Source organism: Providencia sp. (genome assembly GCF_040396775.1).
Classification (GTDB): domain Bacteria; phylum Pseudomonadota; class Gammaproteobacteria; order Enterobacterales; family Enterobacteriaceae; genus Providencia.
The window spans coordinates 1-20,784 of sequence record NZ_JBEBNT010000034.1; the positions used below are offsets into that span (position 1 = coordinate 1).

Annotated in this window: 18 protein-coding genes and 1 other annotated feature; of the genes, 5 read left to right on the top strand and 13 right to left on the bottom strand. The window is 42.0% G+C overall.

Going from position 1 to position 20,784, the window contains the following annotated elements; all coding sequences use genetic code 11:
* Positions 1 to 210 precede the first annotated feature (210 nt).
* The 3 genes from clpB to rluD all read right to left on the bottom strand — a co-directional run bounded on the left by clpB (position 211) and on the right by rluD (position 4,620).
* Positions 211 to 2,784, bottom strand: coding sequence for an ATP-dependent chaperone ClpB (gene clpB, locus ABWP91_RS19585; protein WP_353244666.1), 2,574 nt, complete (start codon positions 2,782 to 2,784; stop codon positions 211 to 213).
* Between the two features lie 124 nt (positions 2,785 to 2,908).
* Positions 2,909 to 3,643, bottom strand: a complete 735-nt coding sequence (gene yfiH, locus ABWP91_RS19590) for a purine nucleoside phosphorylase YfiH (RefSeq protein WP_353244667.1) — start codon at positions 3,641 to 3,643, stop codon at positions 2,909 to 2,911.
* Entirely contained in the window at positions 3,643 to 4,620 is a 978-nt protein-coding gene (gene rluD, locus ABWP91_RS19595) for a 23S rRNA pseudouridine(1911/1915/1917) synthase RluD (RefSeq protein ID WP_353244668.1), read from the bottom strand. The genes yfiH and rluD overlap by 1 nt, the downstream gene beginning before the upstream one ends.
* Positions 4,621 to 4,757: 137 nt before the next feature.
* Between rluD and bamD the strand changes: the two genes are divergently transcribed.
* The 3 genes from bamD (at position 4,758) to pheA (ending at position 7,626) form a co-directional block, all read left to right on the top strand.
* Entirely contained in the window at positions 4,758 to 5,489 is a 732-nt protein-coding gene (gene bamD / locus ABWP91_RS19600; protein WP_206084797.1) for an outer membrane protein assembly factor BamD, read from the top strand.
* A 349-nt stretch (positions 5,490 to 5,838) separates the two neighbouring features.
* A complete protein-coding gene (gene raiA / locus ABWP91_RS19605; protein WP_206084780.1) occupies positions 5,839 to 6,168 on the top strand; it encodes a ribosome-associated translation inhibitor RaiA in 330 nt (109 codons plus the stop codon).
* 141 nt (positions 6,169 to 6,309) lie between these two features.
* Positions 6,310 to 6,428: a sequence feature (Phe leader region), on the top strand.
* Positions 6,429 to 6,453: 25 nt separating this feature from the next.
* On the top strand, positions 6,454 to 7,626 hold the full coding sequence (gene pheA, locus ABWP91_RS19610) for a bifunctional chorismate mutase/prephenate dehydratase (RefSeq protein ID WP_353244669.1): 1,173 nt from the start codon (positions 6,454 to 6,456) through the stop codon (positions 7,624 to 7,626).
* A gap of 46 nt (positions 7,627 to 7,672) precedes the next feature.
* On the opposite strand, the gene ABWP91_RS19615 is transcribed toward pheA, so the two are convergent.
* From ABWP91_RS19615 to ffh, 8 genes are all read right to left on the bottom strand, one after another.
* A complete protein-coding gene (locus ABWP91_RS19615; protein WP_353244670.1) occupies positions 7,673 to 9,238 on the bottom strand; it encodes a methyl-accepting chemotaxis protein in 1,566 nt (521 codons plus the stop codon).
* A 314-nt stretch (positions 9,239 to 9,552) separates the two neighbouring features.
* A complete protein-coding gene (gene tyrA, locus ABWP91_RS19620; RefSeq protein ID WP_353244671.1) occupies positions 9,553 to 10,674 on the bottom strand; it encodes a bifunctional chorismate mutase/prephenate dehydrogenase in 1,122 nt (373 codons plus the stop codon).
* Positions 10,675 to 10,687: 13 nt separating this feature from the next.
* On the bottom strand, positions 10,688 to 11,782 hold the full coding sequence (locus ABWP91_RS19625; protein WP_353244672.1) for a 3-deoxy-7-phosphoheptulonate synthase: 1,095 nt from the start codon (positions 11,780 to 11,782) through the stop codon (positions 10,688 to 10,690).
* A 460-nt stretch (positions 11,783 to 12,242) separates the two neighbouring features.
* Positions 12,243 to 12,596 carry a 50S ribosomal protein L19 gene (gene rplS / locus ABWP91_RS19630; RefSeq protein ID WP_353244673.1) on the bottom strand — a complete coding sequence of 118 codons (354 nt, stop codon included), beginning with the start codon at positions 12,594 to 12,596 and terminating at the stop codon, positions 12,243 to 12,245.
* A gap of 41 nt (positions 12,597 to 12,637) precedes the next feature.
* Positions 12,638 to 13,402 (bottom strand): tRNA (guanosine(37)-N1)-methyltransferase TrmD, encoded by a 765-nt coding sequence (gene trmD / locus ABWP91_RS19635; protein WP_353244674.1) that lies wholly within the window; start codon positions 13,400 to 13,402, stop codon positions 12,638 to 12,640.
* Positions 13,403 to 13,440: 38 nt separating this feature from the next.
* On the bottom strand, positions 13,441 to 13,986 hold the full coding sequence (rimM, locus tag ABWP91_RS19640; protein WP_047757188.1) for a ribosome maturation factor RimM: 546 nt from the start codon (positions 13,984 to 13,986) through the stop codon (positions 13,441 to 13,443).
* A gap of 18 nt (positions 13,987 to 14,004) precedes the next feature.
* Positions 14,005 to 14,253 carry a 30S ribosomal protein S16 gene (rpsP, locus tag ABWP91_RS19645; RefSeq protein WP_004264823.1) on the bottom strand — a complete coding sequence of 83 codons (249 nt, stop codon included), beginning with the start codon at positions 14,251 to 14,253 and terminating at the stop codon, positions 14,005 to 14,007.
* 136 nt (positions 14,254 to 14,389) lie between these two features.
* A complete protein-coding gene (ffh, locus tag ABWP91_RS19650; protein ID WP_219245951.1) occupies positions 14,390 to 15,751 on the bottom strand; it encodes a signal recognition particle protein in 1,362 nt (453 codons plus the stop codon).
* A gap of 375 nt (positions 15,752 to 16,126) precedes the next feature.
* Between ffh and ABWP91_RS19655 the strand changes: the two genes are divergently transcribed.
* Both ABWP91_RS19655 and ABWP91_RS19660 read left to right on the top strand, forming a co-directional pair.
* Positions 16,127 to 16,918, top strand: coding sequence for a cytochrome C assembly family protein (locus ABWP91_RS19655; RefSeq protein WP_353244675.1), 792 nt, complete (start codon positions 16,127 to 16,129; stop codon positions 16,916 to 16,918).
* Between the two features lie 41 nt (positions 16,919 to 16,959).
* On the top strand, positions 16,960 to 18,246 hold the full coding sequence (locus ABWP91_RS19660) for a CNNM domain-containing protein (RefSeq protein ID WP_353244676.1): 1,287 nt from the start codon (positions 16,960 to 16,962) through the stop codon (positions 18,244 to 18,246).
* Positions 18,247 to 18,311: 65 nt separating this feature from the next.
* Here the strand turns inward: ABWP91_RS19660 and luxS are convergent, their stop codons facing one another.
* Positions 18,312 to 18,827, bottom strand: a complete 516-nt coding sequence (gene luxS, locus ABWP91_RS19665; protein ID WP_353244677.1) for an S-ribosylhomocysteine lyase — start codon at positions 18,825 to 18,827, stop codon at positions 18,312 to 18,314.
* A 154-nt stretch (positions 18,828 to 18,981) separates the two neighbouring features.
* On the bottom strand, positions 18,982 to 20,547 hold the full coding sequence (gshA, locus tag ABWP91_RS19670; RefSeq protein ID WP_353244678.1) for a glutamate--cysteine ligase: 1,566 nt from the start codon (positions 20,545 to 20,547) through the stop codon (positions 18,982 to 18,984).
* Between the last annotated feature and the right edge of the window lie 237 nt (positions 20,548 to 20,784).

Consider the following 20,784-nt stretch of genomic DNA (forward strand, 5'->3'; position numbering starts at 1 on the left):
CCGGTCAGTGGATGCGCATTATAGGGAGTCAGAAAAATCTGGCAAGTGTTTTTTTGAAAATAATTTTCAACTGATTAGCTTTTGCACTTTACGCCCAGTTTTAGACCAATAACTGCGATTTTTTTGCTCATTTGATAAGAAAAAGGCGGCATATTGAATGCCGCCTTTGGGTTTTGCTATTGAATCAATGAACTAAATGACTTTCATTGATTACTGTTTTGCTACGATTTCATTGTTTTCGACATCTAAAACAACGGGTTTACCTGGCAGTAACCGACCAGATAAGATTTCTTGCGCCAGCGGATTTTCAATTTCTTGTTGAATAGCACGTTTCAACGGCCTTGCACCAAAGATTGGATCAAAGCCTGCTTCACCAATTTTCTCAAGTGCTGCTGGTGTCGCTGTAACTTCATAACCGTGCTCTTCAAGGCGTTTATACAAACGCGCCAATTGAATATTCGCAATATTCGTAATTTGTTCTTTACCTAATGGATGGAATACAACCACTTCGTCGATACGGTTAATGAACTCAGGTCTGAAACTATGGGATACCACTTCCATAACCATATCTTTCATTTCTGAGTAACCAATCATTCCAAATCTTTCTTGGATTAAATCAGAACCCAAGTTAGATGTCATGATGATAACGGTATTACGGAAATCCACAGTACGACCTTGGCCATCCGTTAAACGCCCATCATCTAACACTTGTAATAAGATGTTAAAAACATCAGGGTGTGCTTTTTCAACTTCATCTAACAAAATGACTGAATATGGGCGACGTCTGATAGCTTCTGTGAGGTACCCACCTTCTTCATAACCAACATACCCTGGAGGTGCCCCCACTAAACGTGATACCGCATGTTTTTCCATAAATTCGGACATGTCGATACGCACCATTGCGTCATCACTGTCGAACATAAAGTTCGCCAACGCTTTGCATAACTCGGTTTTACCGACCCCTGTTGGTCCTAAGAACATAAAGGAACCAATTGGTCGATTTGGATCAGACAACCCCGCACGGCTACGGCGAATTGCATTCGATACTGCGACAACGGCTTCGTCTTGACCAATCACACGTTGATGGAGTTGTTGCTCCATACGTAACAGTTTCTCTCTCTCGCTTTCCAGCATTCTTGAAACAGGGATGCCTGTCCAGCGCGCTAAAATTTCAGCGATTTCAACATCGGTCACCTTGTTACGTAAAAGCTTCATGCTTTTACCTTCCGCTTTAGTTGCGGCTTCAAGTTGCTTTTCTAACTCTGGAATACGGCCATACTGTAATTCAGACATTTTTGCTAAATCACCCATACGGCGTGCTTTTTCCATTTCAATACGCGTATTTTCCAGCTCAGCTTTAATATGTTGAGTACCAGTTAATGACGCTTTTTCCGCTTTCCACTCTTCTTCTAATGCTGAATACTCGCGTTCTTTCTCTGTCAGTTCTTCTTCTAACATTTCAAGACGTTTTTTACTCGCATCATCCGATTCTTTTTTCAGTGCTTGCTGTTCAAGTTTCAGCTGAATAATACGACGTTCCAATCTATCCAAAGATTCAGGTTTTGAATCCATTTGCATACGCAGGCTTGCACCCGCTTCATCAATTAAGTCGATAGCTTTGTCTGGCAACATACGATCAGTAATATAACGATGCGATAATGTTGCTGCCGCGACAATCGCAGGATCAGTAATTTGTACGTGATGATGGAGCTCATAACGCTCTTTCAAACCACGTAAAATTGCAATCGTGTCTTCAACTGAAGGCTCTGCAACATACACTTTTTGGAAACGACGCTCTAACGCAGGGTCTTTTTCTATATATTGACGATACTCATCTAAGGTTGTAGCACCAACACAGTGTAATTCACCGCGGGCAAGGGCAGGTTTCAACATATTCCCCGCATCCATTGCACCATCGGCTTTACCTGCACCAACCATGGTATGCAGCTCGTCAATAAAGAGAATGACGTTACCTTCTTGTTTTGCAAGGTCATTCAGAACGGCTTTCAAACGCTCTTCAAATTCACCACGGTATTTCGCCCCTGCAATTAAGGCGCCCATATCGAGGGATAAAACGCGTTTATTTTTCAGCCCTTCAGGAATTTCACCATTGACAATACGCTGAGCCAATCCTTCAACAATCGCCGTTTTACCTACACCCGGTTCACCGATCAGCACGGGATTGTTTTTTGTACGACGCTGTAATACTTGGATGGTACGACGAATTTCTTCGTCACGACCAATCACTGGGTCTAATTTGCCTTGTTCTGCGCGTTCAGTTAAGTCGACAGTATATTTTTTCAAGGCTTGGCGCTGGTCTTCAGCGCTTTGGTCATTCACTTTTTCTCCACCACGCATCTGTTCTATTGCCTTTTTTAAATTATCTTTATTAACACCTGCTGCTTTGAGCATGTCTGCTAATGTTGTATTGGCTTCTAAAGCGGCGATAAGAAATAATTCAGAGGAGATAAAATCATCTCCATGCTTTTGTGCCAATTGATCACATAAGTTTAAGTGACGCATTAAGTCACTTGATGGTTGAACGTCTCCCGCCACACCTTGCACTTGAGGCAAACGCCCTAATGCATCTTCAATCTTTTGCTTAAATTGCACGGCATTAACGCCTAGTGTCGTCAGCAAAGGACGAACAGTGCCACCTTCTTGATTAAATAAGGCACTTAATAGGTGAATAGGTTCGATAAATTGGTTTTCGCGCCCAAGGGCTAAAGATTGGGCGTCAGCGAGAGCTTGCTGGAATTTATTAGTTAAACGATCCAGACGCATAACACCTCCGATAAATGAGATTAAATTTGCTACTGGATACTAGATGAGGTCTATTTTTAAATATTCAAGTTTCGCATTGAATAATTTTTGTTATATCTGTTAATTCAGAGTAAAATTCCAAACGCTAGTTATTTACCCATACCAAAGAAGCCATTCTTCCCGTTTTACCCTCACGTCGGTAGGAAAAAAATCTGTTTTCATCACTTACCGTGCAAAAATTGGCCCCATAAATAGCATTAATCCCTACCGCATTGAGCTTTTTACGGGCTAATAAATAGATATCAGCAAGGTACTTATCATTATGGGGTATAAAAGCAGAAGCTAAATCAGATGATTGATTAACAAACGCCTGTTTAACTTCGACACCTACTTCAAACTTCTCTGCACCAATTGCCGGGCCAAGCCATGCCATTATTTCATTGGCAGGACTGATAAATTGACGAACCGTATTTTCAAGTACACCATTACATAGCCCCCGCCACCCTGCATGAGCGGCTGCAACTTCTGTTCCGTCTTGATTACAAAATAAAACGGGTAAGCAATCCGCCGTCATGATGGCACAAACTTGCCCTGCTTGATTGCTATATACCGCATCCGCTTGTTTGTTTTTGATTTCACTGCCATCAAGATGAAGAACATGCGTACCGTGAACTTGCTCAAGCCACACTGGTTGTTGTGGTAATTGAGCAAGTTCAACAAGGCGCTGGCGATTTTCACTGACTGCTTCACGGCGATCGTCGACATGGTCGCCAAGATTCAAGCTGTTAAAAGGTGGCAGGCTCACACCACCCGCACGGGTTGTGCTACAACTTGATACGCTTTTAGGCTGCGGCCAATCAGGGAAAATCAGTGTACTCATTACCAATCCATATTATCTTTATGAAGTTCAGTGTCTGCCTTTAAGGCTTCAATAAGCTTAACCATATCATCAGGTAGCGGAGCATGCCACTCCATTTGAATGCCTGAAATTGGGTGATACAAGCGCAGCATTGTTGCATGTAGAGCTTGTCTATCGAAATTACGCATGACTTCTAAAAACTCTTCCGTGGCACCTTTCAATGGGCGAGGACGACCGCCGTATAATTGATCGCCAATTAATGGATGGTTGATATGCGCCATATGAACACGAATTTGGTGCGTTCTGCCCGTTTCTAAACGTAAACGTAAACGCGTATGTGCTCTAAAATGCTCCATGATTCGGTAGTGTGTGACTGCTGGTTTCCCCATTGGGTGCACTGCCATGTGAGTTCTTTTCGTTGGATGGCGAGAAATCGGCTCTTCAACCATACCACCCGCAGTCATGCGCCCCACAGCAACCGCTTCATACTCACGCGTGATTTCTCTTAACTGTAAAGACTCCACTAAATGCGTTTGTGCTGGAACGGTTTTTGCGACCACCATTAGCCCTGTCGTGTCTTTATCAAGACGGTGAACAATCCCCGCTCTTGGCACATCAACAATTTCTGGGTAACGGTATAATAAAGCATTTAAGATTGTTCCATCTGGGTTGCCAGCACCTGGATGCACGACTAATCCACGCGGTTTATTGATAATTAGGATATCTTCATCTTCATAAATAACGTTAAGTGGAATATCTTGGGGTTCCCAACGATTATCTTCTTCAATAAGGGCGTCGATTAAAATTTGTTCACTACCTAAAACTTTTTCCTTTGGCTTATTGATAACTTTGCCATTAACCTGCACTCTATCATCTAAAACCCACTCTTTTATGCGTGAACGTGAATAATCAGGGAACAATTCGGCCAAAGCCTGATCTAAACGTTGACCGAGCTGTGATTCAGCGATAGTTGCACTAAGTTGTACTTGTTGAGCCATAAATTAATCTACTTTTTGGTGTTTGTATTTTGACGGCGCTGCCGTTTCATTTAAAATATATGCTATTGTAACTCGAATTTTGCCGGGAGCCTTATGGATAGACTCCCTCGAAACACTCAGAGGATAACCTACACGTGATGATACGTATGAAAAATCTGGTGGCTGCAGCCACGTTGAGCCTGGTTTTAGCTGGGTGCTCCAGCAACCCTGAAGTCAGCCCTGATAGCTCCCCAGCTGAAATCTATGCAACGGGTCAGCAAAAACTACAGGACGGTAACTTTAAAGCTGCCATCAAACAGTTTGAAGCCCTTGATAACCGTTATCCGTTTGGCCCATACGCCCAACAAGTTCAATTAGACCTGATTTACGCCTATTATAAATCAGCTGAGCTGCCAATGGCGATAGCCGCGATTGACCGTTTCATGCGTTTAAACCCGACTCATCCAAATATTGACTATGTCCTTTACATGCGCGGCTTAACCGCTATGGCCTTGGACGATAGTTTACTGCAAGGCTTGTTTGGTATAGACCGTTCAGATAGAGACCCTCAGCACGCTCGCGTCGCATTTAAAGACTTAAGCCAGCTGGTTCGCTACTATCCTAACAGTATGTACGCAAACGACGCTAGTAAGCGTTTAGTCTACTTAAAAGAACGTTTGGCAAAATTCGACCTTTCTGTGGTTGAATATTACAACAAACGGGGTGCTTATGTCGCGGTTGTTAATCGCACAGAGCAAATGCTGAAAGATTACCCAGACACTGAAGCAACACGTAATGCCTTGCCATACATGGAAATTGCGTATAAACAAATGGGGTTAAATCAAGAAGCAAATAAAGCCGAAAGTATTATTGTTGCAAACCCACAATAATATCGAGTTTGATCTAAAACAGCAGCCTCGGCTGCTGTTTTTGTTTGTCTGGTTAGCTACCATTGTTACCGCGTTCTCTTACTCTTTTATCTTGATTAATCAATCTTTTAGATTAGCTAAATTTTAACCCAAAAAAAGATCCGACTATTAACCGTATCGATAGCCAACTTAATCAGTTTCCCCTAATCCATTCATTTTGGCAATGCTTTTCCTTCCCTTTTTTATACAAAATCACACTTCGGGTGTGAGTTGTATCCCCCCTGAATTAGATGTGATCTACATCAATTTTTTATTATTGATAACGCGTATTCTGAATTCATCAAAGACGGAAACAATGAGAGGTAACACTATGATAGTGAACATAACTAGCAAACAAATGGATATTACCCCAGCTATTCGTGAACACATTGACAGCCGTCTAACAAAATTGGATAAGTGGCAAGTTTCCTTGATAAATACGCACATTGTTTTATCAAAAGAGCCACAAGGTTTCATGGTTGATGCAAATATCAAAACAGCAACAGGTAAATTAGTCGCTAGCGCCAAACATGAAGATATGTACGTTGCAATAAATGAACTGATCAACAAACTCGAAAGACAACTCAATAAAGTGCAACATAAAGGAGAATCAAGAAGAGCCAACAATAGTGTAAAAGAAGCGAACCTCGTTACGTTATAATTTTATATTATCTACCAACTTATCTTGAAACTTTGTAAAACGCGCCTGCAATAGGCGCGTTTTTTATGTTTATGATTATTTTTTATTGACTTCTTATGGCGTATCGGGTTTATTTGAATCAGGTTTATTTAAAGGTATTATCATGAAACGTAATTTTGTTTTCTTTTTCTTCTTTAGCAACTCCTAATTAGGGGCTTTTGTCGTTCGAGAAAGAAAAGAAGACAAAATTAGAAAGCCCCCAACTAGGGGGCTTTTTTTATATCACGACATTACAGGGTGGGCAGGATGGAAAACAGCACTAATTTACTGAAAGTACGAGAAAAAATAAGCCAGTTAGATAGTGAACTCCTAAACCTTTTGGCAAAACGCCGCGGGTTTGCAGCAGAAGTTGCAGAAACAAAAATTGATGACAACCGCCCAATTCGTGATAAAGACCGCGAGCGCCAACTTTTGGATGTTCTCATCAATAAAGGTAAGCCACTAGGCCTTGATGGTTTTTATATTACTCGCTTATTTCAAATGATCATCGAAGACTCGGTGTTGACTCAACAAGCGATTTTACAAAAGCACTTAAATTTAACGCCGAGTGACACTGCCCGTTTTGCTTTTTTAGGCCCCAAAGGCTCTTATTCACATATCGCAGCGCGCCAATATTCTGCTCGTCATTTTGATCAACTCGTCGAATGTAGCTGTAATAAATTCCAAGATATATTTTCATTAGTTGAAAGTGGACAAGCGGAATACGGTATTTTACCGATTGAAAATACCAGTTCTGGGGCAATTAATGATGTTTACGATTTACTGCAAAATACATCACTCTCGATTGTGGGAGAAATCCGTTTACCCATTAACCATTGTTTGCTCACCACGGGTAATACCGATTTAAGCCTGATTGATACAGTTTACAGCCACCCTCAACCTTTCCAGCAATGCAGCCAATATTTAGCCCTGTTCCCACAGTGGAAAATAAAGTATTGCGATAGTACATCCACTGCAATGCAAATGGTGGCGGAGCAAGACTCCCCCAATGTGGCAGCTCTAGGCAGTGAAGCGGGTGGTGCATTGTATAACTTACACGTTGTTGAGCACAATTTAGCGAATCAGCAAATCAATATGACCCGCTTTATTGTCGTTGCACCACAGTCTATTGAAGTCACTGAACAAGTTCCCGCTAAAACCACGCTATTAATCACCACAGGCCAGCAAGCAGGGGCATTGGTTGATGCACTCGTTATTTTAAAAAATAATAAGATAATTATGAGTAAATTGGAGTCTCGTCCAATTAATGGCAAACCTTGGGAAGAGATGTTTTATGTAGACGTTCATGCAAACTTACGTTCAGATAATCTGCAACAAGCACTCAAAGAACTTTCTGCAATTACACGTTCAATAAAAGTGTTGGGCTGCTACCCATCTGAAAATATTGTTCCTGTTGAACCTGAAAAAGTAGCCCCATAATTAAACATAAAAGGCTGCTTAAATAAAAAGCAGCCTTTAACCAAGATTACACTGTCGTTTCTGACTGATAGTTCGAATTAACACGGAAGTAATTCACGAGTTTTTTCAGGTGGAATGCTTGTTCATTTAATGAATCTGCCGCCACAACGGACTCCTCGACTAAGCTGGCATTTTGTTGTGTCGTTAAATCCAATTGCCCCACTGCACTATTAATCTGTGAAATTCCGTCACTTTCTTCTTGGCTTGCTTGACCAATTTCTTGCAGTAACGCGTTCATTTCCTTCACACTATCAATCATGCCATGAATTTGCTCAGTAGCTTTCTCTACGAGCTCCATACCTTCTTTGGTTTGCGATGAGGAGTTTTCAATCAGTCCTTTGATATCATTGGCTGATGCCGCACTTTTTTGTGCTAATAAACGTACCTCTCCTGCAACCACGGCAAAACCGCGGCCATGTTCGCCAGCTCTTGCCGCTTCGACTGACGCATTTAACGCCAAAATATTGGTTTGGAATGCAATCGAGTCGATTAAATTAATAATGTCTGTCATTTGCAATGATGATGCATTAATAGCTCGCATCTTACTGGTCAATTGATTCATCATCTGACCATTATTTTGCACAACGACTGCCGCTTGTTCCGCTAACATACTAGCCTCATGGGTATGTTCAGTGGTATTTTTTACTGTTGAAGTAATTTGCTCCATGGAGCTTGCTGTCTCTTCAACCGATGCAGCTTGCTCTTCAGTGCGCGCGGCTAAGTTCTGGTTACCTGCTACTATTTGCCCTGCTGCCGCAGAAATACTTTCAGAACCTTTTTGCACCTCTTGGACAATTTCAACTAGCTGGCCTTTCATGTCATTCAGTGCATTCAATAAAATACCCGTTTCATCTTTTGAGCCCACTTTAACGTCTTTCGTTAAATCACCATTGGCAATAGACTGTGCTAAACCAACAGCGCTTTCGAGTGGGCGGGTGATCATGATAGTAATAAACCACCCCATCGCACAACCCGCAGCAATACTGATCACTGAGAGAATTGCTAGTAAGATTTTATTGCTCTCATAATCGGCATTGACCGTACGACCAATATCCTGCATTTCTAGATCTTGAATAGCCATTAACGTTTGGATGTGATCTCGATAATCGCGCTGAATACTCGATGTTTTTGCCATCATTTCATCAATGGCTGCTTGGCGATTATTTTCTGAAAGGAATGTATTGATACGTGCGATTGAGGCATGAAATTGTTGACGAATAATCCGCAATTCAGAAAGCACCTCTTTAGAGCGCTCGTCAGTGACATTTTTCTCTAAGCTGTCCATCAATTCATTAATTTTCAATGTAATTTTGGCTAACTCTTCACGCCGCTTATCGCTCCCTCGGTCATCAAGTAAAATCAATTCTTGAATACCAATAAATGAATAAAAGTTATCCATCATCTGCCCTGCTGTTGAGGCTATAGGGTAACTTTCATACAGAACTTGTTTCATCCCATCATTGGCTCGGTTCATATTTGCCAAAGAAAAGAGTGAGCTCAGGATAATAAGCGTAACAAATCCCCCAAATGCTATCGTTAACTTCATACTAATTTTGAGATTTTTAAAAGACATATTTTTACCACGCTAGCCATCGTTGAATGAGTAGTGTTATCGGTAAAATATGTCATACCTTTACCATATAAATCGATCGTTTTTTAAATATCAATTTTATAAATCGATTAATTTGCAATTAAATAGGGAAAAATTTCTTTTTTAGGCAAGGAAGGAAGCTTTTTAATCAAAAGCACAAGAAATAAGTAAAATTACGTACTTAAAATAAAATATCGAATTTAGATGATTGAAAAAGAAGAGATTACCTGAAATAACAATAAATTAACAGTAAAAATGCCCTCTACTGCAAATAACACAATAGAAGGCGGGGATGATTACTTGCGGTTATCGTTGGCGCGTTGTAACAACGATTGGCTTTCTTTCATAAAATGGTGGGCATCTTCGCCGAACCACTCACTAACTTGATTAAACTGGTGAATGAACTCTGCTTTATCATTCTTTTCAAGCATTTCAATAGACTGCCCTAAAAGCTGATGATAACGGCGAATTAATTCTACGTTTTTATCCGAAGACATGATGATATCCGCATACAACTGGGGATCTTGAGCAAATAACCGCCCCACCATCGCGAGTTCTAAACGGTAGATGGGTGATGACAACTCAAGAAGCTGCTGTAAATCGATATCCTCCTTCGCCAAATTTTGCCCATAAGTAAAGGTCGTAAAGTGGCGTAATGCTTGGATAAAACTCATGTTTTTATCGTGCTCTTGCGCTGAAATTTCTTTCAAACGTGCGCCCCAAACTAATAACTGTTCAAGGAACCATTGATAAGACTCCGCGCCACGGCCATCACAATAAGCAAAAACTTGTTTTGCTACGCTGCCAATATCAGGCCCAAACATCGGGTGAAGCCCCAAAACAGGCCCTTCATGTACGGCTAACATAGCCTCTAATGGTTGTTGTTTGATAGAAGCAATATCCATCAAAATAGTGTTATTATCTAATTTTGGCAGTTGGTTAATCACCTGAACGGTTAAGTGGATAGGCACACTGACCATCACCACACTGGCACCCGTAACAATTGATTCGGCCTGTGGCCAATCATTTTGATTCAGCGTTTTTACTTGGTAACCAGACAACGTTAGAAGGCGATGGAATAATCGCCCCATCTTCCCATCACCGCCCACGATAACAATTGGACCAGCATTTGGATTAAGTGTCTTGAAACCTTTGTCATTTTCACGTGCGTAAGACTCACGCATGATCCGACGCAATATATCTTCTATCAGATCGGGCGGGATCCCCATGCGTTCTGCTTCAGCGCGGCGAGCAGCTAGCATGCTTGACTCGCGCTCTGGCACATAAATTGGCAACCCGTGTAAGCTTTTGACTTCGCCAACTTCCGCTACAAGTTGCAACCTTTTGGCTAATAAATCCAATAAGGATTTATCAACCGCATCAATTTGGTCCCGTAAATGGGATAACTCAACAGACATACTAATACCTTGATCAGCTCACTTTGCTCAATTTCTGCGTGCGTTGTTCAAGCACAGGCAATAGTGCCCGATGTAAATTACGCAATACAGTCTCTGTTGTCTGCCAGTTAATGCAGGCATCTGTTACAGAAACGCCGTACTTCATCGTATCACGTGGCTGTTCAGATGTTTGGTTGCCTTCATTAATATGGCTTTCCAGCATAATACCTGTAATTGACTCATTACCATTAACAATTTGTTCGATAATTGAATCAACCACCAGTGGCTGACGGCGGTAATCTTTATTTGAGTTACCGTGACTGCAATCCACCATTAGTGATGGTTCCAACCCTGCTTTACGCATTTCAGCTTCACATGCCGCAATATCTTCTGCGCTGTAGTTTGGTGTTTTGCCACCGCGTAAAATCACATGACCATTGCTGTTGCCCTTGGTGTGCAATAAGCAAACTTGGCCTGATTGGTTAATTCCCATGAAACGATGTGGCATTGCGGCCGCTTTCAATGCGTTGATTGCCGTAGATAAACTGCCATCCGTCCCATTTTTAAACCCAACCGGCATTGAGAGCCCTGACGCCATTTCACGGTGGGTTTGTGATTCAGTGGTTCTTGCTCCAATTGCAGACCAGCTGAATAAATCCCCTAAGTATTGTGGGTTATTTGGATCTAATGCTTCGGTCGCCAATGGAAGACCCATATTGACTAAGTTAGTCAATAAGTCACGAGCAATATGCAAGCCTTTTTCCATTTGGAATGTGCCATCCATAAATGGGTCGCTAATTAAGCCTTTCCAGCCCACTGTCGTCCGTGGTTTTTCAAAGTACACACGCATTACAATATATAAGCTATCACTTAACTCTTCGGCTAATTTTTGCAGGCGCTCACCATATTCAATCGCAGCATCCACATCATGGATTGAGCAAGGACCACATACCACGAGTAAGCGAGGATCACGTTGATGGATAATATCCGCAATAACTTGACGCGATGTCGCAATGGCATGCAGATTGTTGTGACTCAGCGGATATTTCTCTTTCAGACTCTCAGGAGTAATTAATACCTGCTCATCTTGAATATTCACGTTGTTGAGTACATCTTTTTGCATGATCATTTTTTACCTACTTAATTAGCTTATATTTGCTTAGTTTATTGTTTACGTATTATGTTTGAGTGCATGGGTAATAACATACCATGCATCGTAAACAATTCAATCCATTTATGTAAAATATTTCCACCATCGTAAATAATAGTTTACATAATTCTAATTATTTGATAACTAATAAATTTAACAAATTTACAACATTAAAATCATTTAAATTAGAGCTAAAATATATTTTTTAGTAAACATTTATTTACAATTCAAGAGATCAGCTTCTCAACTATATTCTAAATAGTTCGAGTTGTAGCTAGGCGGCAAAGTGAGGACATCGCAGGGAGCATACATAAGTATGTGACCTGTGTGGCCGAGCGAAGCCAACACAGCGACAACTTGAAATATGACGAATATGACTGATATAAAAAGACCCGCACTAGGGCGGGCCTCTTCAACTTTCGGATGTAGCGAAAGCGTATTACTTGGCGTTCAGACGCTCTTTAATACGAGCAGCCTTACCAGAACGCTCACGCAGGTAGTACAGTTTAGCTCTGCGAACAGCACCACGGCGTTTAACAGCAATGCTATCTACGACTGGTGAGTGAGTTTGGAATACACGCTCAACACCTTCGCCGTTAGAAATTTTACGAACAGTGAATGCAGAGTGCAGACCGCGGTTACGAATAGCGATAACCACGCCCTCGAATGCCTGCAGACGTTTTTTAGAGCCTTCTACGACCCATACCTTAACTTCCACGGTGTCACCCGGACGGAATGAAGGTACGTCCTGCTTCATTTGCTCTTGTTCAATTTGTTTAATAATGTTGCTCATAATAACTCTCTTACCCTAGGTAAACTGATATGTTTAGACAATTAATTGTCTGGATTCATTTGTTGCTCAGACTGATGTTCACGTTGGAACTCAGTCAGCAACATCCTCTGCTCGTCAGTCAGAGCTAGGCTTTCCAGAAGCTCAGGTCTTCTAAGCCAGGTACGGCCAAGTGATTGTTTCATACGCCAGCTATCTATTTTAGCGTGATTTCCCGAAAGTAATACATCCGGGACTTGCATGCCATCTAACACTTCAGGGCGGGTATAGTGAGGACAATCTAACAAGCCATCAGCAAAAGAATCTTCTTGAGCAGAGGCTTGATGACCTAGCACCCCCGGTATAAACCGAGAGACTGAGTCTATCAACACCATCGCGGGGAGCTCCCCACCACTGAGAACGTAATCGCCAATTGACCATTCTTCGTCAACTTCGGTTTGAATGATACGCTCATCAATGCCTTCATAGCGGCCACAAACAAGAATTAGCTTCTCATTGGTTGCCAGCTCGCAAACGCCATCTTGACTTAGTTTGCGCCCTTGTGGTGAAAGATAAATAACCTTTGCACCAACACCTGCCTCAGTTCTTGCTGCGTTGATTGCATCCTTTAACGGTTGCACCATCATCAGCATGCCCGGACCACCACCATAGGGGCGATCATCAACAGTTTTGTGCCTATCGTGGGTAAAGTCCCGCGGATTCCAGCACTCAAATGTTAGCAGGCCATTTTTCACTGCCCGACCAGTTACCCCGTACTCGGTTATTGCGCGGAACATTTCGGGAAACAGGCTAATTACACCAATCCACATGATATCGTCCCACTTATCAAAACCGTTCAACCGGAGATTTAAAAACCAGGATCCCAATCCACTTCAATGAGTTTGGCATCGAGATCGACTTTCTTGATAACCTGCCCATCAAGAAACGGAACCAACCGCTCCTTGATGCCAAATGCATCTTTTAAATTCGCCTTAATGACCAGTACATCATTCGAACCGGTCTCCATCATGTCAGTGATGGTACCAAGGTCATAGCCTTGTAACGTCACTACGTGGCAACCCATCAGGTCTTTCCAGTAGTATTCGTTTTCTAACTCAGGAAGTTGAGTTGAATCAACCGCAATTTCAAAGTTAGTCAAAAGCGCAGCTGCATCGCGGTCATCGACCCCGTTCAACTTGACGATGATATCCTTGTTATGATGTTTCCAATCTTCAATTTCAATATGTTGCCATTGACCTGAACGTTGGATAAACCAAGGCTGATACTCAAAAATACTTTCAGCATGTTCGGTGGACGAGAAAACTTTGAGCCAACCACGAATACCGTATGCCGCACCTAATTTACCCAATACAATTGGGTTTTCAGGTGGCTGTAGTTTAGTTTGCTTGCTCATTGTTACCACCGCGACAGATTAAGCTGCTTTCTTAGCTTGTTTGACCAGTTGTGCAACACGGTCAGAAATAGTTGCGCCTAAGCCAACCCAATGCTCAACACGGTCCAAGTCTAAACGCAGTTCTTCTGCTTGACCTGCAGCGATCGGGTTGAAGAAACCGATACGCTCAATGAAACGACCGTCACGCGCATTGCGGCTATCGGTTACAACGATTTGGTAGAACGGACGTTTTTTAGCGCCGCCACGAGATAAACGAATTGTTACCATAACATCCTCATTAGTTAATAAAACAACCAGACTCCATCGAGGGATAGAGTCCGGCTGTCATATAAAAAGCCCGAAAAGTTTACTCACTTTGACACAAAAATCAATCAAAAGTGCGTTTTGTTTGAGGCTTTATTGCTTAACGCCCCGGAAAACCCGGAGGCATCATACCCTTCATGCCGCGCATCATCTTGGCTAAGCCACCTTTTTTCATTTTCTTCATCATGCGTTGCATATCATCAAATTGTTTTAAAAGGCGGTTAACTTCTTGCACGGTCGTTCCCGAACCTGCCGCAATACGACGTTTACGGGAACCTTTAATAATTTCTGGTTTTTCGCGCTCTTTGCGCGTCATGGAGTTAATCATCGCTTCCATACGAACCGTGATTTTATCATCCATTTGTGACTTAACAGCGTCTGGTAACTGGGACATACCGGGCATTTTGCTCATCATACTCGCCATGCCACCCATATTACGCATTTGCTTTAATTGACTTAAAAAGTCATTTAAATCAAAGCTATCGCCCGTTTTTAGTTTTTTCGCTAATTTTTCTGCTTCATCACGGTCAACTTTGTGCTCAATCTCTTCAATCAGAGAAATCACGTCACCCATACCAAGAATACGGGATGCGACACGTTCTGGATGGAACGGTTCTAAGGCATCAGTTTTTTCACCAACCCCTAAAAATTTAATCGGTTTACCTGTTATTGCACGAATCGACAGCGCCGCACCACCACGCGCATCACCATCAACCTTGGTTAACACAACCCCTGTCAATGGTAGGGCTTCGTTAAACGCTTTCGCTGTATTTGCCGCATCCTGCCCTGTCATCGCATCAACAACGAATAAGGTTTCAACAGGCTTAATAATACGATGAACTTCTTGGATTTCTTCCATCATCGCTTCATCAACGTGTAAGCGACCTGCGGTATCCACCAATAACACATCGTAGAATTGGAGTTGTGCGTGCTTTAAGGCTTTTTGTACGATAGCTGCGGGCTTTTCTTGCACTTCTGATGGGAAGAAATCAATACCAACCGATTCTGCTAAGGTTTCAAGCTGTTTGATCGCCGCTGGCCGGTATACGTCAGCAGAGACAACTAAAACTTTTTTCTTTTGCTTCTCTTTTAAATGTTTACCCAGTTTTGCAACGCTGGTTGTTTTACCTGCGCCTTGCAAACCCGCCATTAACACAACCGCAGGCGGTTGAGCCGACAAATTGAGCTGGTGGTTTTCTTCCCCCATCGCTCGAGTCAGTTCATTTTGAACAATTTTAATGAACTCTTGGCCTGGTGTTAGGCTTTTATTAACATCTTGACCAACGGCACTTTCTTTGACTTTCTGGATAAATTCACGGACCACTGGCAACGCTACGTCAGCCTCCAGCAATGCCATGCGAACTTCGCGTAATGTGTCTTTAATATTGTCATCAGTGAGACGCCCACGTCCGCTGATATTGCGCAACGTGCGCGATAGTCTGTCGCTTAAATTATCAAACATATGTCTTAGCTCAATTCTGTTGATGGGCCGATGTTTAGCCTGATCTGGTTGCTAATGCACTTAATTTCAAGTGTTTTAGTGTCAACAAGTTGAATTATAAGTATCAAACCTTCAATCTAATGAAGGAAAAAGTACGATAAAAAATATTTTCCTGATTGTACCACATCCGCTATTTTTTCGCTGCCCTCTGTTTGAAACAGATGATACAGGCTATTATGGCATTAACGTTTAGAGTATTAGCTGCATCAATAGGTACAAGGAATGCTATCTATCGCAAATGTACCTCGATTGGCTTGCCCAATAGTTGGAGCCTGCTCACGTACACGTTATACTATAAAATAACTTTCCATTAAAAATGAATATCGACACTATACTATGCCAGTATTTGCAGTCATAGCAGTTTGTACATACATGATCAGCCTGCTGCTGATTGTCCCAGGCCAAGTGCGCAAACAACCACTTTATCGCCGTTTGGCAATGTTACTTGCCATTGTTGCGCTAGTGACGCACGCCATCACACTAAAATTACTCATTTTCAGTGAAGCCGAAGGACAGAATCTCACTCTGTTAAACCTTGGTTCTGCGGTAAGCTTGCTGATGTGCCTGATTATGACTGTTGTCGCCTATTGGGGAAAAGCGTGGTACTTAACCCCTGTGGTATATAGCTTTGCTATCATTAACTTATTACTTTCAACTATCATGCCCGGTGAGTTTATTACTCACTTAGAAGCCAGTGTACCTCTATTTGTGCATATTGGTTTAGCCTTATTAAGCTATGCCACATTACTTATCGCAGCCCTGTATGCATTTCAAGTTGCGCTTATTGACCACCAACTCAAAAATAAAACCTTAAAATTTAGCCCTGATATGCCGCCGATGATGGTGGTAGAGCGTAAAATGTTCCACATCACCCAAGTGGGTGTCATTTTACTCACGCTAACGTTATGCACGGGTTTTATTTATATGGATAATATCTTTGATAAAGAAAATATCCATAAATCCGTATTATCGGTGATTGCTTGGTTTGTCTACATTACCTTGCTTTGGGGGCACTTCCACGGTGGCTGGCGCGGAAAACGCGTCTTATTCTTCCACGTTGCTGGCTCAATCATTTTAACCATGGCTTTTTTTGGTAACCGCCTACTTCAACAGTTTATGGTACCTTGAGTTTTTACTAATCTTCCCATATTTCAATAAGGAACCTTGTTTTGGATGATGTGTCTACCAGTACGCTAATCATCATACTGATTGTTTTAATTTTTGTATCAGCTTACTTCTCTGCTTCGGAGACGGGGATGATGACATTAAATCGCTATCGCTTAAAACACTTAGCAAAACAAGGTAACCGCTCGGCAATTCGTGTCGAAAAACTGCTTAAACATCCGGATAAACTGCTCAGCCTCGTTCTGATTGGCAATAACTTAATTAATATCGTTGCTTCTGCCTTAGCCACCATCATAGGTATTCGCTTATATGGCAACGCAGGTGTGGCGATGGCGACGGGGATTTTAACGTTTGTGATCCTGATTTTTGCGGAAGTGATGCCAAAAACACTCGCTGCACTCTACCCTGAAAGAATCGCATTCCCCAGCAGCTATCTTCTAAAACCCTTGCAAATCATTATGATGCCGGTGGTATGGGCCTTTAATACGATTTCTGCACTCCTTTTGCGTTGTTTAGGTATTCGTTCCTTAACGGCTCGCACAGATGCAGTAAACAAGGAAGAGCTGCGCACTATTGTTAATGAGTCAAAACATAAGATTAGCCGCCGTAATCAAGACATGCTGATTTCCATACTGGATTTAGACAAGGTGACGGTTGGCGATATTATGCTGCCAAGGAATGAAATTGTCGGCATTGATGTTAATGATGATTGGAAATCAATTATCAGGCAGTTAACCCATTCCCCCCATGGCCGGATAGTGCTTTACCGTGACTCCCTCGATGATTCGATTGGTATTTTACGAGTGCGAGAAGCTTATCGATTAATGATGGAAAAACGCGAGTTCAACAAACAGAATCTCATTAAAGCCGCAGACAATATTTATTTTATTCCCAACAGTACACCGCTAAATGTTCAGCTCATTAACTTCCAACACAAAAAAGAAAAGTTGGGAATTATTGTAGATGAGTACGGCGAAATCCAAGGGCTAATCACGGTAGAAGATATTTTAGAAGAAATTGTCGGTGATTTTACGACTTCGATGTCCCCTTCGTTAGCTGAGGAAGTTTTGCCTCAAAGCGATGGTAGCATCCTTGTGGACGGCTCAGCTAGTATTCGAGACCTGAATAAAGCGTTTGATTGGAATTTGCCTGTAGACGGCCCTAGGACGGTTAACGGAATGGTGCTCGAGGTGATCGGGGATATTCCTCAAATTGAAGAGCAAATCGTTGTGGGCCATTACATGATTGAGGTGTTGGCCATGAATGAAAACACGATTAAACAAGTCAGAATCACCCCGCTTACTTTTAGCTCTCAAATCCCTGATTTATAATTTTTTCCGCAAAAAAAGCGCCTGAATAACCCCGGCGCTTTTTTATACAAAAATACATCAAGAAACTAAACGTGAAGCTGTTCCAGTTTGTCCGCTGGTAATGCTAAATCATCATTTTTATTGATACCAATGTTTGATGACAATACATTACGCGCGATTTGCTGAGCTTCTTCCAGTGAATGCATTTTATAAGTGCCACACTGATAGACGTTCAACTCTGGAATTTTGTTTTGGTCTTTGACGTTTAGAACATCTTCCATTGCGGCTTTCCACGCATCAGCGACGCGCTGTTCAGCAGGCTGTCCAATCAAGCTCATGTAAAACCCTGTGCGGCAGCCCATCGGGGAAATATCGATAATTTCGATGTCATTGCCGTTAAGGTGGTCACGCATAAAACCTGCGAACAAGTGTTCTAATGTGTGAGTTCCTTTTTCCGTCATAGCTTCTTCATTTGGCACGGTAAAACGCAAGTCAAAAACAGTGATAGTATCACCACTTGGCGTTTTCATCGTTTTTGCCACACGAACAGCGGGTGCTGCCATGCGAGTATGATCGACAGTAAAGCTATCTAATAATGGCATTTCGTGACCTCCTCAAAAATTAAAATTTTATTTTTAAAATAAATGAAACTATTTTGAAAATACAAAGTCTGAATTAATGAAAGACGCGCAATTTGTTATCATCCCTAATTCTCTAAGAGATTTTTATTTGGCCACCTTGAGTGGCCACTTTCTTTTAGCGTCCTGCGTGAATGCGTAGATAGTCTTCAAAGGATTCAGTTTCGCTCTGTTCCATCTTCGCTTGTTTCTCAATAGAAGCTAACCTTGCTTGTTCAAACTGTTCTTCCGTGATGACTTCATACGGCTCATTGATTAGTTGTTCAAAATATTTTTCAGCTAATTCTAACCCGTAACCACCGATGCCTTTTTCTAACATCTCATCCATGACTAACGCAGAGTATGTTAGGGTTGGGTCTTCAAACATCGCAACAAACTGATGGCAAACGTCTTGATATTTCGCATCACAACAAGTGTCGAGCACTTCAGCGACACGAATCAAATCATTAAATAATTGCTGGCCGACTTCCACCAATGGCTTCACTTCGCTGCCACACCCAAAACCAATCACTTGGCCTGGTTTACGACCTTCGAGGATCACACGGTTCCAGTTTTGACGGCAACAATCAAGCTCCTGAGCATTCATTTCTGGCGCATCGGCAAGCACGCACCATATTAAGAATAGATCAACAAAACGCGCTTGGGTTTCATTCACGCCAATAGCACTGAACGGGTTGATGTCCAAAGAGCGTACTTCAATGTATTCGATACCTCCACGTAATAACGCATCAGACGGCGACTCAGTGCCTTTAGGGACGCGTTTAGGTCTTATTGGGGCATAGAGTTCATTTTCAATTTGCAACACGTTAGAGTTAAGCTGAACGTATTTGCCATCCTTTTTTACACCCAGTTTTTCAAACTCAGGGGAAGGCTTGTGAATGGCTTTTTTCAGGTTCTCAACATATTCACCCAGCTTATTGAATGTAATATTCAAATCACTTTGCGATTTATTGGTATAGCCAAGGTCACTCATGCGTAAAGATGTCGCATAAGGTAAATAATAAGTACCACATTCGGTTTTATCGAATGTTAGCGTGGTATCCCTGTCTTTTAAGAAAGAGCCACAAATAGCAGGGGATGCACCAAACAGATATGGGATCACCCAACCAAAACGATAGTAGTTTCTGATCAAGCGTAAATAGCCATCAGAAATTTTTTCTTTACCGCTTTCACTTTCAGGATCGTCAACACCTGCCCATGCCTGCCAAAATTCAGTTGGCAAAGAAAAGTTATAATGCACCCCTGCTATCGTCTGCATCAATGCGCCATAACGATTTTTAAGGCCTTCACGGTACAGAGTTTTAAATCGCCCGACGTTAGAAGTACCATATTGAGCAAGAGTGATTTTATCTTCACTTTCGATAAAGCACGGCATACTGAGTGGCCACATTCTTTCATCTTGAAGGTGACGTGCAGTATAGCGATGTAAATCCCTGAGAAAAGCCAAGTTATGGCTAATACTTTTATCTACAGGAGTAATAAATTCGAGTAAGGACTCCGCAAAATCTGTCGTGATCCATTTATGTGTTAAAGCTTGCCCTAACTCTTCAGGATGCAGCGTTTCTGCAATCGAGCCTGTCGGAGTTACACGCAATGTTTCGCGCTCTATTCCACGTTGAATGCCATTGAGTGTTTCTGGGTGCGCCTCTAACCATGATAGCGCTTTCGATACGTCCGGGATCAAATCGACCTCCCGCCTGTGATGTTAATTTATTTTATTAAGGCAATTACTTTAGCTTAAATCACATAAATTGTCGCTGTCTAGATGTGTGGTTTAGGAGGGATTAAAACAAAAGATACATTGAAAATGTTATTTAATTGACTTTTCAGGCAAAAAAAAACTCCTCAAATTGAGGAGTCTTTCTTATGATGGTGCATCCGGGAGGATTCGAACCTCCGACCGCTCGGTTCGTAGCCGAGT